Below are 15,852 nucleotides of genomic sequence, written 5' to 3'. Positions count from 1 at the left end.
GGAGGGTGACTGCAGTATCGACACTCTCCGCTCCGCCCGCCGGTGATCCCCGGGCCGACGCGCCCGCAGGCCCGCCCGCCGGTCCGGCCGACACCCCGGCCGACGCCGCGCTCCGGCTCGACCTCCCGCCGCTCACCCTCGGCAACATCACGGTGGACACGCCGGTGATCCTCGCGCCGATGGCGGGCATCACCAACAAGGCGTTCCGCCGGCTGTGCCGTGAATACGGCGGCGGGCTCTACGTCTCCGAGATGGTCACGTCCCGCGCGCTCGTCGAGCGCAGCCCGGAGTCGATGCGCATCATCTCGCACGACGACGACGAGAAGGTGCGCTCCGTCCAGCTGTACGGTGTGGACCCGAAGACCGTGGGCGCAGCAGTGCGCCTGCTCGTCGAGGAGGACCGCGCGGACCACATCGACCTGAACTTCGGCTGCCCCGTCCCCAAGGTCACCCGCAAGGGCGGGGGAGCGGCCCTGCCGTGGAAGCTCGACCTCTTCACCGGCATCGTGCAGACCGCCGTGCGCGAGGCATCGAAGGGGGACGTCCCGCTGACCATCAAGATGCGCAAGGGTATCGACGAGGACCACCTGACCTTCCGCGAGGCCGGCAGGATCGCCCGCGACAGCGGCGTGGCCGCCGTCGCCCTGCACGGCCGTACGGCCTCGCAGTTCTACTCGGGCAAGGCCGACTGGAATGCCATCGCCGAACTGCGCGAGGCGTTGCCGGACATCCCGGTGCTCGGCAACGGCGACATCTGGAGCGCGGAGGACGCCGTCCGGATGGTGCGGGAGACCGGTGTCGACGGCGTCGTCATCGGCCGGGGCTGCCAGGGGCGCCCCTGGCTCTTCGGGGATCTCATGAGTGCCTTCGAGGGCAGCTCCTCCCGCCACCAGCCGGGGCTCGGGCAGGTCGCCGACACCGTCTACCGGCATGCGGAACTGCTGGTCGAGACCTTCGGCAGCGAGATGATGGGGCTCCGTGACATCCGCAAGCACATGGCCTGGTACTTCAAGGGCTACGTGGTGGGTGGGGAACTGCGGGCCAAACTGGCCACCGTGCCCACCCTGGAGGTGCTGCGCGGGCTCCTCGACGAACTCGACAAGGACTCGCCGTATCCCGGCTCCGACGCGGAGGGCCCGCGCGGCCGCGCGGGTTCCCCGAAGAGGACCGCACTGCCCGAGCACTGGCTCGACGGCCGCGTCCTCAACGCCGCCCAGCAGGCGGACATCGCCGCCGCAGAGGTGGACGTGTCCGGCGGCTGACGCCGGTGCCGTGCCCGTCCGCGCCGTGCAGGCGCCTGGTCCACAGGGGCCGGTGCCGCGGGTCCCTTCCGTCATCGTTGCGCTAGAAAGGCATCATGAGCTTCCCCGAACTGTCCGCCACCACCGGTTACAGTGCCGCGGACACCGAGCGGTGGGTGGAGGAGCCGCCCAAGAGCTCGCACCGCACCGACTTCGAGCGTGACCGGGCGCGGGTGCTGCATTCCTCGGCGCTGCGCCGGCTGGGCGCGAAGACCCAGGTCGTCGCGCCGGACACCGACGACTTCGTCCGCACGCGTCTCACGCACTCGCTGGAGGTCGCGCAGGTCGGCCGGGAGCTGGGCAGGACGCTGGGATGCGACCCCGACATCGTCGACACCGCGTGCCTGGCCCACGATCTGGGGCACCCGCCCTTCGGTCACAACGGCGAGTCCGCGCTCAATGACATCGCCCACGGCATCGGCGGGTTCGAAGGCAATGCCCAGACCCTGCGGCTCCTCACCCGGCTCGAGCCGAAGGTCCTGCAGGAGGACGGCAAGCCCGCCGGCCTGAACCTGACCCGGGCGAGCCTCGACGCCGCGTGCAAGTACCCGTGGACGGCCGCGTCGGCACCGGTGATCGGCGGCCAGCGCACCACGAAGTTCGGTGCGTACGACGACGACCTGCCGGTCTTCGAGTGGCTGCGCGACGGCGCCCCGGACGGCCGCTCGTGCCTCGAGGCGCAGGTGATGGACCTCGCGGACGACATCTCCTACTCCGTGCACGACGTCGAGGACGCGATCGTCGCCGGCCACCTGCAGCTCAAATGGATGGACAGCGCCGACGCCCGCGCGCGGGTGGTCGGCTACACGCAGCAGTGGTACCTCCCGGGTACCGATCCGACCGCCGTCGACGCGGCACTGGCCCGCCTCGAGAGGACGCCGGTCTGGGTGCGCGAGGCGGACGGCACGCGCAGGTCCATGGCGGCCCTCAAGAACATGACGAGCCAGCTCATCGGCCGCTTCTGCCTGAGCGCCATGCAGTCGACGCGCTCCATCTACGGACCGGACCCGCTGACCCGCTACAACGCGGAGATGGTGGTGCCCGAGGAGACCATCATGGAGATCGCCGTCATGAAGGGCCTCGCCACCACGTACGTGATGACCACGGACCACCGCCAGCCGCTCTACGAGCGCCAGCGCGAGATCCTCGCGTCCCTCGTCGCGCAGATCCACGCCGACGGCGACCGCTACCTCGAGCCCATGTACGCGGCGGACTGGCGGGAGGCGCCGGACGGGAACGCCCGCCTGCGCGTGGTCATCGACCAGGTGGCGTCGCTGACGGACGCCTCCGCGCTCAGCCTCCACGAGCGGATCGTCGGACCCGTCCCCGCCCTCTGGTAGGCGCTGCGCACATCCCGTCCGGGGGCGGTCGGGCGGCGCCGGCAACGGGCATAAACTGGGTCCCATGGCCGGACTCATCAAGCGCGAAGACATCGATGAGGTACGCCAGCGGACCGACATCAAGGAGGTCGTCGAGGCCTACGTCACGCTGAAGTCGGCGGGCATCGGGTCCTGGAAGGGACTGTGCCCGTTCCACGACGAGCGGTCGCCGTCCTTCCACGTCCGCCCCCAGATGGGCTCGTACCACTGCTTCGGCTGCGGCGAGGGCGGAGACGTCATCTCCTTCGTGCAGAAACTCGACCACACCTCCTTCAGCGAGACGGTCGAGAAGCTGGCGGCCCGCATCGGCTTCGAGCTGCACTACGAGGACGGCGGCACGGGGCCGCGGCGGGAGGACGTCGGCCGGCGGCAGCGCCTGCTCGACGCCCACAAGATCGCCGCGGAGTTCTACCGGGACCAGCTCCTCACCCAGGGCGCCGCCACCGCACGCCAGTTCCTGCAGGAACGCGGCTTCGACCGCGGTGCCGCGGAGCAGTTCGGTGTCGGCTACGCCCCCCAGGGCTGGGACACGCTGCTGAACCACCTCACCGGCCGCGGCTTCACCCTGGACGAACTGAAACTGACCGGCATGTTCAGCGCGTCCTCGAGCAACGCCGGGAGGTACTACGACCGCTTCCGGGGGCGCCTCATCTGGCCCATCCGGGACATCACCGGGGACACCGTGGGCTTCGGCGCGCGCAAGCTCTACGAGGACGACCAGGGGCCGAAGTACCTCAACACCCCGGAGACCTCGCTCTACAAGAAGTCCCAGGTGCTGTACGGCATCGACCTCGCCAAGCGGGAGATCGCGAAGAACCGGCAGCTCGTCGTCGTCGAGGGCTACACGGACGTCATGGCATGCCACCTCGCGGGCGTGGGCACCGCCGTCGCCACCTGCGGTACGGCGTTCGGTACGGACCACATCAAGATCGCGCGCCGGCTCCTGTCCGACGACGGCACGGGCGGCGAGGTGATCTTCACGTTCGACGGTGACGCCGCGGGCCAGAAGGCGGCCCTGCGCGCCTTCGAGGAGGACCAGCGGTTCAACTCGCAGACCTACGTCGCCGTCGAGGCATCCGGCGCGGACCCGTGCGACCTGCGGCAGACTCGGGGTGACGACGCCGTCCGCGCGCTCATCGCCGACCGCCGCCCCCTCTTCGAGTTCGCGATCAAGGCGTCCTTCGCCAACTTCGACCTCTCCTCGGGGGAGGGACAGGTGAAGGCCCTGCGGCACGCGGCCCCGATCGTCGCCCAGATCCGCGACGTCTCCCTCCGGTCCACCTACACGCGCGAGCTCTCGCGCTGGCTCGGCATGCAGTACGTCGGCGAGGACCAGGTGGCCCGCGCCGTCGCCGCGGCGGCACGCCGCGACAAGGGCCCGGCGTCCTCAACCGGCGCCCGGCAGGGCCAGCAGGGGAGCCCCGCCCAGCAGGGCGGTGCTCCGTCCGGCTCGCCGGCTGCCGGTGCCTCCTCGGCTGCCCCGGACGAGCCGTACTTCGAACGCCCCGATCCACGGGATCCCATCGCCCGGATGGAGCGGGAGGTGCTCGAGGTGGCCCTCCAGCAGCCCACCCTCCTGACCGCCACGCAGTGGGAGAGCTTCTCCACCTTCCGGTTCACCGTCCCCGTCTACGAGGCCCTGCACACCGCGGTGCTCGCAGCGGGTGCGGCGGGGACCGAGCTGCCCCGGTGGGTGGAATCGGTGCGTGAGGGCGTCCCCGACGTCCTGCGCCCCCTGGTCAGCGAACTGGCCGTCCGGCCGTTGCCCGCGAAGGATGCGGACGCGATGGTGGCGTACTGCCGCGACATCCTGAACCGGCTGACCGAGCTCCGGATCACGCAGCAGAAGGCGGACAAGCTGGGGCAGCTGCAGCGCATGGACCCCGCCTCCGATCCGGCACTCTACAACCAGCTGCAGCGCGACCTGATGGAGCTCGAGATGCAGCGGAGACAGCTCCGCGAGGAGTGATCGGGTGCCGATTTCACATCCCCCCGGAAGGTATGTAAAGTAGAACTCGCGCTTTCCTCCGTAGCTCAATTGGCAGAGCATTCGACTGTTAATCGAAGGGTTACTGGTTCAAGTCCAGTCGGAGGAGCAAATATGCCCCTGACCTGTGGAAACACGGGTCAGGGGCATTCTTTTTGCCATCCGGCCGGCAGGTGCTCCCGCGGGCCCGTCGGCTTCGGGATCCGGGCCGGACGGAGGCCCGCGGACCTCTGGAAGCTCCGCCGCGGACCCCGCCGGGGTGTCGGACGGGGTGTCGGACGGCGGGCGTAGGCTGTGCGCATGGACAACGACGGCACGCGCGGCAAGCTCATCCTGGTCACCGGAGCCACGGGATACATCGGCGGTCGCCTCGTCACGAAACTGGTCGCGGATGGACACCACGTCCGGGTGGTCGTCCGCTCCCCGCAGAAGCTCAAGGACGTCCCCTGGGCCGGCTCCGTCGACATCGTGCAGGGGGACCTGCAGGACGCCGACACCATGCGCGAGGTCAGCCAGGGCGTCGACACGCTCTACTACCTCGTCCACTCCATGGGGTCCGGCAGGAACTTCGACGAGCGCGAGGCGGACATCGCGTCCACCGTGGCGGCGGCGGCCACTGCGGCCGGGGTGCGTCGGATCGTCTACCTCGGAGGCCTCCATCCCGAGGGCGTCGAGCTGTCCACCCACATGCGCTCGCGCACCGCGGTGGGCAGGATTCTCCTCGAGTCCGGGACGCCGACCATCGCCTTCCAGGCCGGCGTCGTCATCGGCTCGGGATCCGCCTCCTTCGAGATGATCCGCCACCTGTCGGACGTCCTCCCGGTGATGCCGGCGCCCAAGTGGGTGCTGAACCACATCGAGCCCATCGCCGTCCGCGACGTCATCCACTACCTGGTCGGGGCACTGGATCTTCCCGCCGGACTGAACAGGACCTTCGACCTGGGCTCCCGGGAGGTGCTCACCTACGCCGACATGATGAACCAGTACGCCGCGGCCGCAGGGCTCCCTCACCGCCGGATCCTCGCACTGCCGGTCCTCACGCCGCGCCTCGCCGGGCACTGGGTGAACCTCGTGACGCCCATCCCGCGGGCCATGGCGATGCCGCTCATCGAATCGCTGCAGCACGACGCCGTGACCTCCGAGCACGACATCGACCAGTACGTCCCTGCGCCGGCGGGCGGGCTGACCGGCTACCGGCGGGCAGTGGACCTGGCGCTGGGCAGGATGCGCGCGGGAGAGGTGGAGACGAGCTGGGCCGGGGCGTCGCAGGTCGACGCCGAGGCCGATCCGTTGCCCTCGGACCCCCAGTGGGCAGGCCACACGGTCTTCACCGACGTCCAGACGTACAGCTCGACGGCGTCGACCCAGAGGCTCTGGAGCGTCGTCGAGGGTATCGGCGGCGAGAACGGCTGGTACTCCTGGCCCGTCGGCTGGGCGGCCCGCGGCTGGATGGACAAGCTCGCGGGAGGCGTGGGCCTGCGCCGCGGACGGCGGGATGCGAAGGAGCTCCTCACGGGGGAGGCGCTCGACTTCTGGCGCGTGGAGGAACTGGTCCGGGGGGAGCGCCTGCGGCTCCGTGCCGAGATGAAGGTGCCGGGCAGGGCGTGGCTCGAGTTCCGGGTCGAGCCCGACGGCTCCGGGAGCTCCTACTACCAGCGCGCGGTGTTCTTCCCGCAGGGGCTCTCGGGCCGCCTCTACTGGTTCGCGGTGCTGCCGTTCCACGGCTTCATCTTCGCGGCGATGGCACGCAACATCGCCAGGGCGGCGGAGGCCCTGCCGGCGGAGCCGACCGCGGTCTGAACGGCATTCTGCAGGAGCGCGCTACTGCAGGAGCGCGCTACTGCAGCGCGGGCACCGTCCGGGGCCGGACGATGGTCCACAGGAACACCACGCCGAGGGCGATGCAGGCCGCCATGACCAGGGCCATCGGCGTGGCCGACTCGATCCCCTCGCCCAGCAGTCCGACCAGGGGCGAGATCACGCCGGCCGTGCCGAAGGTGACCGCGCCGAGCAGCGAAGCGGCCGTGCCGGCCTGCGCGCCGTTGTTGATGAGTGCGAGGACCTGCACGCAGGGGAAGATGAAGCCCGTCGCCATGATGTAGAACCACAGCGGGAGTGCGGTGCCCCAGAACCCGAGGCCCAGCTGATCGAAGGCGATGATGAGCAGGGCCATGATGACCTGCACGACGGTGGCCAGGGCGATGACCCACTGCGGGCCGACGCGCCTCAGCACGCGGGAGCTGATCTGGACGCCGGCGACGATGCCCAGGGAATTGATGGCGAACAGCAGGCCGTACTGCTGCTCGTTGAGGCCGTACGGTCCCTGGAAGAGGAAGGGCGACGCCGACAGGTAGGAGAAGAGCCCTGAGAAGTTCATGCCGCCGACCAGCAGGATGCCGACGAAGATGCGGTCGCTCAGGACCGCCCGGTACCGCTGCGCAACAGTGAGGCCGGACCGGCGGCGGTTCTCCCGGGGCAGGGTCTCGATGATGAACAGCGACACGGCGACGATCACCAGCACGCCGTAGCACGCGAGGAACCAGAAGATGCCGGGCCAGGGGAACAGCAGGAGCAGTTGCGATCCGATCACCGGGGCGAAGATGGGCGCCATGCCGTTGACGAGCGCCATGTAGGACAGCATGCGCACCAGCGTGTAGCCGCCGAACAGGTCCCTCACCATGGCCATCGCCACGACACCACCGCCTGCCGCACCGATGCCCTGGAGGATCCGGAACAGCATCAGCATGTTGATGTCCTCCGACGACGCCGCGCCGATGGAGGAGCACACGTGCAGGGTGGTCGCCAGGATGAGCGGCAGGCGCCGGCCGATCTTGTCGCTGAGCGGGCCCACGAGCAGCTGCCCGCTCGCGAAGCCGATGATCGTCCCGGTGAGGGTCAGCTGGACCGCAGCCTCGGAGACGCCCAGGTCCGACTGCAGGGCGGGGAAGGCCGGCAGGTAGAGATCGATGGTGAACGGGCCGAGTGCCGTCAGTGTGCCGAGGATGAAGACGTAGATGATCTTCTCGCGGCGGGAGAGGGTGTCGCCTGGGTGGGTGATGGTGCTCACGATGCTGCCTAACGAACGGGAGGTGCTGCCGGTGGATACGGAGAGAGGGGGTGGAACGGCATCGATCGCTGCGGCGGCCCGGCGACGACGGCGGAGCGGCTCGCGGCACGCAACCCCTCGTCCGATACCGGACGAATTGGTTGCTGTGGCGAATCAACGACCCTTTCATCCTACGGCCCGCGTCAACCCTTCCAGCATGGTGGGTGGAGGCGGAGGGCGCCCGGGGCCGCTGCTAAGCACGCTTCGGATTGACGTAGGGTGAGAAACACGGATCGAGCAGGGAGAACGGACCATGAACGAGCACGACGCCGGATCGGACACGGCGCAGTCACCACAGCACCTCGCGAGGGTGATCGCGATCACGGTCGCCGCCGCCGTCGGAGGGCTCCTGTTCGGTTTCGACACCGCCGTCATCAACGGCGCCGTGGATTCGATCCAGGCCGACTTCCAGTTGAGCCCCACGGTCCTGGGCTTCACCGTCGCCATCACGCTCCTCGGCTGCGCAGCAGGTGCCTGGTTCGCCGGCGGACTGGCCGACCGCTGGGGCCGGAAGAAGGTCATGGTGGCGGCCGCCCTCCTGTTCGCCGTCAACTCCGCCGGGTCGGCCTACGCCGCCTCCGAGTGGGACCTCATGGCCTGGCGCCTCGTCGGCGGTCTCGCCATCGGCATCGCCTCCGTGATCGTCCCCGGATACATCGCCGAGATCGCCCCGTCGAAGTGGCGCGGCGGCCTGGCCTCCGTCCAGCAGCTAGCCATCACCGTCGGCATCTTCGCCGCACTGCTCTCCGACGCCTCGCTGGCAGGCGCCGCCGGGGGAGCCGGCAACGAGCTGTGGTGGGGGCTGTCCGCGTGGCGCTGGATGCTTCTGATCGGCGTGATCCCCGCCGTCGTCTACGGGGTCCTGGCGCTGATCATCCCCGAATCGCCCCAGTTCCTCATTCGCGCCGGCCGCGACGAGGAAGCGGCGCGCGTCCTGTCCCGTGTCTCCGGCATCGGCGACACCCGGGGCAAGATCCGCCAGATCCGGGAGAGCTTCGAGCGTGAGGACCGCGCGAGCTACCGCGACCTCCGGGGCCCGGCCTTCGGCCTGCAGCCCATCCTGTGGGTCGGCATGGCCATCGCCGCACTGCAGCAGCTGGTGGGCATCAACGCGATCTTCTACTACTCGACCACGCTCTGGAAGTCGGTCGGCTTCAGCGAGAGCGATTCGTTCACGACGTCGGTCATCACCTCGGTCATCAACGTCGCGATGACCTTCGTCGCCATCTTCTTCGTCGACCGGGTGGGCCGCCGCAAGCTGCTCCTCGTCGGTTCCATCGGGATGGCCGTCGGCCTCCTGGCCGCGACCCTCGCCTTCCTGCAGGCCGAGGGATCGGGCGAGGACATCACGCTGCCCGGGGCGTGGGGCCCGGTCGCCCTCGTCGGTGCGAACCTCTTCGTCATCTTCTTCGCCGCCACGTGGGGCCCCGTCATGTGGGTCACCCTCGGCGAGATGTTCCCCAACCGCATCCGCTCCATCGCCCTCGGCGTCGCCACGATGGTCAACTGGGTGTTCAACTTCATCGTTACGCTGACCTTCCCCTGGGTCAGCGAGAACCTCGGTCTCTGGATCATGTACGCGGCCTTCACGGTGTTCGCCGTCCTGTCCTTCCTCTTCGTCCGTACGAGGCTTCCCGAGTTCGCCGGGAAGGACCTCGAGGACAACAGGGAACTCACGCCCGCCTGACGGTCCCGACGGCGGCGCACTAGCGCACCGGCGGCCCTCCGGTCCCACATCGGCAGGGGTCGACAGGAGGCGGAACCCGGGGTGGCGGCCGGTGGTAATTTTGGTTCAGCGAATTTCCAGCTAGACACATACGAATGGAGGCAGGGCCTATGAACAGCTCGGCTAGTACGCGCGGCAAGCGGTCCACAGGCTCGCTCTCGCTGTTTGGACTCATCAAACTCCTGGCGCGCCTGACGCCGCGGCAGGTCAGCGACGAGTTCTCGATCGCCGTCGCACAGATGAAGCAGAAGGGCATCAAGGCCGGAATCGCGGCCGCCTTCCTCGTCGTCGCGCTGGTCTTCGTGCTGTTCTTCGCCGTCGCCCTCGTGGTCGCGGCCATCATGGGCCTCGCCGAGATCATGCCGGCCTGGCTCGCAGCCCTGCTGGTGGCACTCCTCTTCCTCGTGATCGGCGGCATCCTCGCGCTGATCGGCGTCTCGCGGCTCAAGAAGCAACTCCCGCTGGTACCCCAGGATGCCATCCGCGGCATCCGCTACGACCTGGGCGTGCTGAAGGAAGGCCGCAGCTTCGACCCCGCCACCCTCGACGTGAAGAAGCCGAAGGAGGACAAGGACTCCAGGGACGACGCCCGGGACACCAAGCCCAAGGAGCCCACGCCGTCCTACGAGGAACTGCGCGGCCGCTCGGGCGAGCGCCGCACCCACATCGCCGACGCCCGCGATTCGCTCGGCGCCCGTGCGGATGTCAAGGCGCGGCTGGACAAGGCCCGGCACCGCTCGTCGGGGGCCGGCCCGAAGGCCGACGCGTCGAAGGGCAACGGCAGGGTCGCGGCCGTCGCGGTCCGGCGCGAGGTCCCGCACAACACGAGCCTCGCCGACCGGTGGAAGCCCCTGAGCGTCCTCGCCGCCTCCGTGGCCGCGATGCTCGTGATGCTGCGCCGACTCCTCAGCAAGTAGCAGGCAGTACGTTCCAGGACGGCCGCTCGCCCGCGACCAGCACCGCACCGCGGGAGGCCACGGGAGAGCGGCCGTTCCACTGCATAATGGGGTGGGGAGGCACAGGTGACGAAATCGATCGGGGCCGGAGCGCGGTCCAGCAGCGAGGGCACTGAACTCGCGACGGCATGGACCCTGCCCAACCTCATCACCGTCGTCCGCTTCCTCGGTGCCCCCCTGTTCGTCTGGTTCATCGTCCAGCAGCGGTACGGGGCGGCCGTCCTGACCCTCTGCATCGTCGGGTCCACGGACTGGGTCGACGGCTACATCGCCCGTCGCCTCCACCAGGTGTCCGTCGTCGGGAAGTGGCTGGACCCCCTGGCCGACCGGACCGCCCTGATCGTCGTCGCAGTCACGTTCGTCGTGGACGGCATCGCCCCGGCGTGGCTCGTCTGGGCCATCGTCATCCCGGATGTCCTTCTCATCATCAACGCGCTCGTCCTGTTCCGCGGGCCCCTGCATCTCCCCGTCGCCACCATCGGCAAGATCCGGACCGCGCTGCTGCTCGTCGGAGCACCACTGCTCCTGCTGCACCGCGTCGAGGGCTTCGGACACGAGTGGATCTTGATCGTCGCCCAGGGGCTGCTCGCCGCCGGGTGCGCGCTGCACCTCGCCGCGTTCTACGCCTACTTCACCGCAGCCCACCGCAAGTACCGGCTGGAGCGGGCCGAGCAGCAGTCGTGCAGCTCCTAGCCATCGTGCTTGCGCTGTTGGGCGCCGTCTTCCTCGCGTTCGGAGCGCAGCGGCAGGGCAGTGCCGTGCGGGCGAACACGGGCGGGCTGTCCCTCAGCTCGTCCGGGTTCGCCCGCCTCCTCGCCAATCCGCGCTGGCTGTTCGGCCTCTTCCTCCTGGGAGCGGGGACAGCCCTGAACGTCGTCGCGCTGAGCCTCGCGAGCCTCACGGTCGTCCAGCCCATCGGCGCGATCGCGCTGGTCATCACCACCGTGGTCAACTCCAGGGACCAGGGCATCCGCATCAACCGCCCCACCGTCGCCGCGATCACCGGGTGCGTCAGCGGCAGCGCCCTCTTCGTGCTGCTCGCCGTGAACGTCACGCGTCAGAACCACTCCATCGATCCGGCCCAGGAACTGTCCGTCGTGCTCCTGCTCGGTGCCGCCGTCGTGGTCTTCGGCTCCCTGGCGGTGCTCGGCCGGCACCGGCTCAACGCCTTCGCCTACATCCTCGGTGCCGGCGTCCTCTTCGGGTTCGTCGCGGTCCTGACGAAGGTCGTCGCCGGTCACCTGCTCGATCCGAACGGCCGGTTCCTGCTCAACGTCCCGTTCCTGACCCTGGTCGCGCTCGCCGGGGCCGCGGCCCTCGGATCCTGGTTCGTGCAGAGCGCCTACGCGACAGGCCCGCCCGATCTCGTCATCGCGGGGCTCACCGTCATCGACCCCATCGTGGGCATCGCCGTGGGGATCACCATCCTCGGCGAACTCCAGCCGGATGTGCGGACGGTCACCGCGCTCGGCATGGGCTCGGCCGCCCTCGTTGCTATTGTGGGGGTCGTTGCCCTGTCCCGACATCATCCCGACGTCGTGAGGAGGCAGCGCTGACACGACCTGCACCAGTTCCGTCCAGCACACCGACGTAGGGGAATCCACGCGTGAGTTACCCGGTTGACTACAAACCCCTGACCATCCTGATCGCCGCGGATACGTATCCGCCCAACGTGAACGGTGCGGCGCAGTTCGGGTACCGGCTCGCGAAGGGCATGAGCGGGCGCGGGCACACGGTGCACGTCCTCGCGCCCCGGGCGTCCAACGGCAGGAGCTTCACCGAGCCGGGTGGGGACTGGACGGTCCACCGCCTCCGCTCGCACAGTGTGCCGACACACGACTACTGGCGCATCTGCTACCCCTGGGAGATTCGACGGGACATCAGTCTGCTCTTCGACCAGGTGCAGCCCGACGTCGTCCACATCCAGTGCCACTACATGGTGGGGGAGTACACGCTGTACGAGGCGGTGCGACGGGGCATCCGCGTGGTGGCCACCAACCACTTCATGCCCGAGAACCTCAATCCCTTCCTGCCGTTCCCCGAGTGGCTGAAGCGGATCGTCGCGAAGAACTCGTGGAAGGACATGGGCAAGGTGATGGCCAAGGCTGCCGCCGTGACCACGCCGACCCCCCTCGCCGCGAAGGCCATGCGGGACCACGCCTTCCTCACCGAGGTGCTGCCCGTCTCGAACGGGATCGACTCCGCCGCCTACGAACGGCAGCCCGGCGAGACGATCGAGCCCCACCAGCACCCCACCGTCCTCTTCGTGGGACGGCTCGCCGAGGAGAAGCACGTCGATGTGCTCATCGACGCCGTGGCCAAGACCCCCGAGCACCTCCGCGTCCACCTGGAGATCGTCGGCGGTGGCGAGGTGAAGGCCGCCCTGCAGGCGCAGGCCGCCCGCCTCGGCATCGGCGACCGCGTCATCTTCCGGGGCCTGATCGACGACGAGGAGCTGCGCAGGAGCTACATCCGCGCCTCCGTGTTCTGCCAGCCCGGGACGGCGGAACTGCAGTCACTCGTCACGCTGGAGGCGATGTCGGCCTCGACGCCCGTGCTGCTCGCCGATGCCATGGCGCTGCCGCACCTGGTGTCCGACGGGAAGAACGGCTTCCTGTTCGAACCCGGGAACTCCGACGAACTGGCCCGCCGCATCACCGAGATCCTCGAGCTGTCCCCCGAGGACCAGCAGACGATGGGTGCGGCGAGCCGGGAGATGGTGAACAAGCACGACATCCACGCGACGCTCGCGACCTTCGAAGGGCTCTACTACGGGACCCTCTCCACACACGGGACCCTCTCCGCGCACGGAGTGCGGAGTGGCTCCGACGACGAATCGGTCGACGGGCCCGCCGACGAGTCCGCCGACAGCGATGCGGACGCCCTCCGCTTACAATGAAACCTGCGTTCGGTGCCCCGGGGAACAGTCCGGGACCGACGCATCGGGGGCAGTACGCCCCTGGGGGCTGTAGCTCAGCTGGTTAGAGCAGCGGACTCATAATCCGTTTGTCCTGGGTTCAAGCCCCAGCAGCCCTACCGACCGGGTCGAGCACGACCCTCGCCAATGCGCCGTCCACGCCCGTGGGCGGCGCATCCGTGCATTCCGGACCCCACCGCTGGCCGGCGCTCCGCCGGTGGACCGCTGGCGCCCTAAGTTACTGGCGAGTAACATAGGGCCATGAGCGCGTCGCGCCCGTCAGGCTGTCCGCCTGGAGTGTGCTGGTCGCCGCTGACCAGAGGAAGGGAATTCCGATGAGCAAGACGTCGATCGATGTCAACGACCTCCCCTACCCGGGCGGCGACTTCTATGCATTCGAGGAGCTGCTGTCCGACAAGGAGCGCTCCCGGCTCGAGGAGATCCGGTCCTGGCTCGCCCTCGAAGTCCGGCCGAATGCCGTCGCCTGGTGGAACCAGGGTTCCTTCCCGAAGGAGCTCATCCCGAAGATCGCCGAACTCGATCCGGTGAGCCCCGTGCACCGTCAGGGCTACTCCAACCTCTTCGCGGGCATCTCCCACGCCGAGTTCACCAGGGCGGACACCTCCTTCGCCACCTTCCTCGGCGTCCACGACGGCCTGTTCACCGGCTCGATCGAACTGCTCGCCTCGAAGGAGCAGCAGGAGGAGTGGCTGCCGGACATCTACGCCCTCCGAAAGATCGGGGCCTTCGGCCTGACGGAACCGCTCGGCGGCTCGGACGTCGCGGGAGGAACGCGGACCACGGCGCGCCGGAACGGCGACTCGTGGACTCTGAACGGCGCGAAGCGCTGGATCGGCAACGCCACCTTCTCCGACTGGGTGGTCATCTACGCCAGGGACCTCGAGGACAACCAGGTCAAGGGCTTCCTGGTGGACACGACGACCCCCGGCTTCACCTCGACGAAGATCGAGAACAAGATCGCCCTCCGCTCCGTCGAGAACGCGGACATCGTGCTGGACAACGTCGTGGTCCCCGATGATTTCCATCTGAAGGGCGCGAACAGCTTCCGGGACACGAACAAGGTCCTGAAGGTGACCAGGCTGGCCGTCGGGTGGCAGGCCGTGGGCCAGCAGCTGGCAGCCTTCGACGTCGCACGCCGCTACGCGGTGGAGCGCGAGCAGTTCGGCAGGCCCATCGCCAGCTTCCAGCTCGTTCAGCAGCAGCTCGTCCAGATCCTCGGCAACGCCATGAGCTCCATGGGCATGATGGTGCGCCTCTCCCAGCTCGAGGACGCGGGCAAGGCGAAGGACGAGCAGTCGGCCCTCGCCAAGGCCTTCACCACGGCCCGCATGCGCGAGAGCGTCGCCGCAGGACGCAATATCCTGGGCGGCAACGGCATCGTCACCGACTTCGAGATGGCGAAGATCTTCTCCGATGCGGAGGCGGTGTACTCGTACGAGGGCACTCAGGAGATCAACACGCTCGTCGCGGGCAGGTCCATCACCGGCATCGCCGCCTTCGTCTAGGGGGAGGCGCGGCGGGGAAGGGGTTGAACGGGCACCGTCCGGCCCCTTCCTGCGTCCTGCCGCGACCGTCCGCCGCCCAGCGGAAGGAGTACCGAGGGGCGCCGGTCCATCACGAAGGACAGCGGGTCCACGTACTCGCCGTCCACACGGACGCCCCAGTGCAGACACGATTGCCCGCAGTGCCTCGGAGGGCCGCCGGCTGCCGGCCCGGCGAGCATCGCCACCACGTCACCCTGGCCGACCCGCCGGCCTTTTACGAGGTCCGTCGTGACGGGCTCGAAGCTGCTGATCCGTCCGCCGCCATGAGCGATCGACAGTACGCCGCGGTCCACGACGGTTCCTGCGAAGGAGACGACCCCGTCGGCAGGACTGACGACGACGACCGGCCCGCCGGCACCTGCGGAGAGGTCCACTCCGCGGTGGCCTCGTTTCCATGGCTGCGGCGGCTTCTCGAAGCGCCGCAGGACCTCCGGAACCGGGGTCAGCGGCCAGGACCATTCGGGGACGACGTCTGCTGCGGCCCCGGCAGGACCTGCGGGGCTGCCGACCAGGGTGCCGGCCAGGGCCAGTACCAGGACCGCGCTGACCGCGACCGCGGGGAATCGAAAAAGAACCGCGGCCGAGGGGAATCGAGCACGAACCGCGGCCCCGGGGAATCGAAAGAGAACCGCGGCCGAGGGGAGACCCGCGCGAGCAGGGCGGACGGGGGTGCGGGCGGGGCGGGGCGCCGGGGAACCAGTCATGGGGAAACCCTGCCAAATGCACATCCGGGCGGGGACGGCGGCCCAAGCCATGTGGACAACCACCGCCCCGGGAATCGCGACGGCGGGGGAGCGGGGACAGCCGCCGCCGGGCCCGGTCGGGCGTCGGCGCTGTAGTACACTGGGACGAGCAGTCTGCTGCTCCCACCTCCTCGTGCCTACGGCTTCGTCGCGGGATGGGATCCCCAGGCTG

At 69.2% G+C, this 15,852-nt stretch carries 12 protein-coding genes and 2 tRNA genes; 12 read left to right on the top strand and 2 right to left on the bottom strand.

Annotation, left to right across the window (positions count from 1 at the left end):
- Positions 1-5 precede the first annotated feature (5 nt).
- The 5 genes from dusB (at position 6) to ACX80J_RS10880 (ending at position 6,467) form a co-directional block, all read left to right on the top strand.
- Positions 6-1,262 carry a tRNA dihydrouridine synthase DusB gene (gene dusB, locus ACX80J_RS10900; RefSeq protein ID WP_459347778.1) on the top strand — a complete coding sequence of 419 codons (1,257 nt, stop codon included), beginning with the start codon at positions 6-8 and terminating at the stop codon, positions 1,260-1,262.
- A 95-nt stretch (positions 1,263-1,357) separates the two neighbouring features.
- Entirely contained in the window at positions 1,358-2,641 is a 1,284-nt protein-coding gene (locus tag ACX80J_RS10895) for a deoxyguanosinetriphosphate triphosphohydrolase (protein ID WP_459345768.1), read from the top strand.
- Between the two features lie 64 nt (positions 2,642-2,705).
- A complete protein-coding gene (gene dnaG, locus ACX80J_RS10890; protein WP_459347777.1) occupies positions 2,706-4,649 on the top strand; it encodes a DNA primase in 1,944 nt (647 codons plus the stop codon).
- Positions 4,650-4,703: 54 nt separating this feature from the next.
- A tRNA-Asn gene (locus ACX80J_RS10885) sits at positions 4,704-4,776 on the top strand.
- A gap of 191 nt (positions 4,777-4,967) precedes the next feature.
- Positions 4,968-6,467 (top strand): SDR family oxidoreductase, encoded by a 1,500-nt coding sequence (locus tag ACX80J_RS10880; RefSeq protein WP_459347776.1) that lies wholly within the window; start codon positions 4,968-4,970, stop codon positions 6,465-6,467.
- Between the two features lie 37 nt (positions 6,468-6,504).
- On the opposite strand, the gene ACX80J_RS10875 is transcribed toward ACX80J_RS10880, so the two are convergent.
- Entirely contained in the window at positions 6,505-7,734 is a 1,230-nt protein-coding gene (locus tag ACX80J_RS10875) for a multidrug effflux MFS transporter (RefSeq protein ID WP_459347775.1), read from the bottom strand.
- 292 nt (positions 7,735-8,026) lie between these two features.
- Between ACX80J_RS10875 and ACX80J_RS10870 the strand changes: the two genes are divergently transcribed.
- From ACX80J_RS10870 to ACX80J_RS10840, 7 genes are all read left to right on the top strand, one after another.
- Entirely contained in the window at positions 8,027-9,460 is a 1,434-nt protein-coding gene (locus ACX80J_RS10870; RefSeq protein WP_459347774.1) for a sugar porter family MFS transporter, read from the top strand.
- A 149-nt stretch (positions 9,461-9,609) separates the two neighbouring features.
- Positions 9,610-10,416 carry a phage holin family protein gene (locus ACX80J_RS10865; RefSeq protein WP_459347773.1) on the top strand — a complete coding sequence of 269 codons (807 nt, stop codon included), beginning with the start codon at positions 9,610-9,612 and terminating at the stop codon, positions 10,414-10,416.
- A gap of 105 nt (positions 10,417-10,521) precedes the next feature.
- Positions 10,522-11,148: a CDP-alcohol phosphatidyltransferase family protein gene (locus tag ACX80J_RS10860; protein WP_459347772.1), complete on the top strand. Its 627-nt coding sequence runs from the start codon at positions 10,522-10,524 to the stop codon at positions 11,146-11,148.
- Positions 11,136-12,011: a DMT family transporter gene (locus ACX80J_RS10855; RefSeq protein WP_459345775.1), complete on the top strand. Its 876-nt coding sequence runs from the start codon at positions 11,136-11,138 to the stop codon at positions 12,009-12,011. The genes ACX80J_RS10860 and ACX80J_RS10855 overlap by 13 nt, the downstream gene beginning before the upstream one ends.
- Before the next feature lie 50 nt (positions 12,012-12,061).
- Positions 12,062-13,354: a glycosyltransferase gene (locus ACX80J_RS10850; protein ID WP_459347771.1), complete on the top strand. Its 1,293-nt coding sequence runs from the start codon at positions 12,062-12,064 to the stop codon at positions 13,352-13,354.
- A gap of 63 nt (positions 13,355-13,417) precedes the next feature.
- A tRNA-Ile gene (locus ACX80J_RS10845) sits at positions 13,418-13,491 on the top strand.
- A gap of 216 nt (positions 13,492-13,707) precedes the next feature.
- A complete protein-coding gene (locus ACX80J_RS10840) occupies positions 13,708-14,898 on the top strand; it encodes an acyl-CoA dehydrogenase family protein (RefSeq protein ID WP_459347770.1) in 1,191 nt (396 codons plus the stop codon).
- Here the strand turns inward: ACX80J_RS10840 and ACX80J_RS10835 are convergent.
- Positions 14,895-15,641, bottom strand: a complete 747-nt coding sequence (locus ACX80J_RS10835; protein WP_459347769.1) for a M23 family metallopeptidase — start codon at positions 15,639-15,641, stop codon at positions 14,895-14,897. The genes ACX80J_RS10840 and ACX80J_RS10835 overlap by 4 nt on opposite strands.
- Positions 15,642-15,852: the final 211 nt, after the last annotated feature.

This window comes from Arthrobacter rhamnosi (genome assembly GCF_054510975.1).
This window is presented reverse-complemented; position numbering and strand designations above follow the sequence as displayed.

Bases quoted from the DNA above. Each gene is read 5' to 3' on its own strand.
- ACX80J_RS10835 (WP_459347769.1), bottom strand. From the start codon at position 15,641: ATGACTGGTTCCCCGGCGCCCCGCCCCGCCCGCACCCCCGTCCGCCCT.
- dnaG (WP_459347777.1), top strand. From the start codon at position 2,706: ATGGCCGGACTCATCAAGCGCGAAGACATCGATGAGGTACGCCAGCGG.
- ACX80J_RS10870 (WP_459347774.1), top strand. From the start codon at position 8,027: ATGAACGAGCACGACGCCGGATCGGACACGGCGCAGTCACCACAGCAC.
- ACX80J_RS10880 (WP_459347776.1), top strand. From the start codon at position 4,968: ATGGACAACGACGGCACGCGCGGCAAGCTCATCCTGGTCACCGGAGCC.
- ACX80J_RS10840 (WP_459347770.1), top strand. From the start codon at position 13,708: ATGAGCAAGACGTCGATCGATGTCAACGACCTCCCCTACCCGGGCGGC.
- ACX80J_RS10865 (WP_459347773.1), top strand. From the start codon at position 9,610: ATGAACAGCTCGGCTAGTACGCGCGGCAAGCGGTCCACAGGCTCGCTC.
- ACX80J_RS10895 (WP_459345768.1), top strand. From the start codon at position 1,358: ATGAGCTTCCCCGAACTGTCCGCCACCACCGGTTACAGTGCCGCGGAC.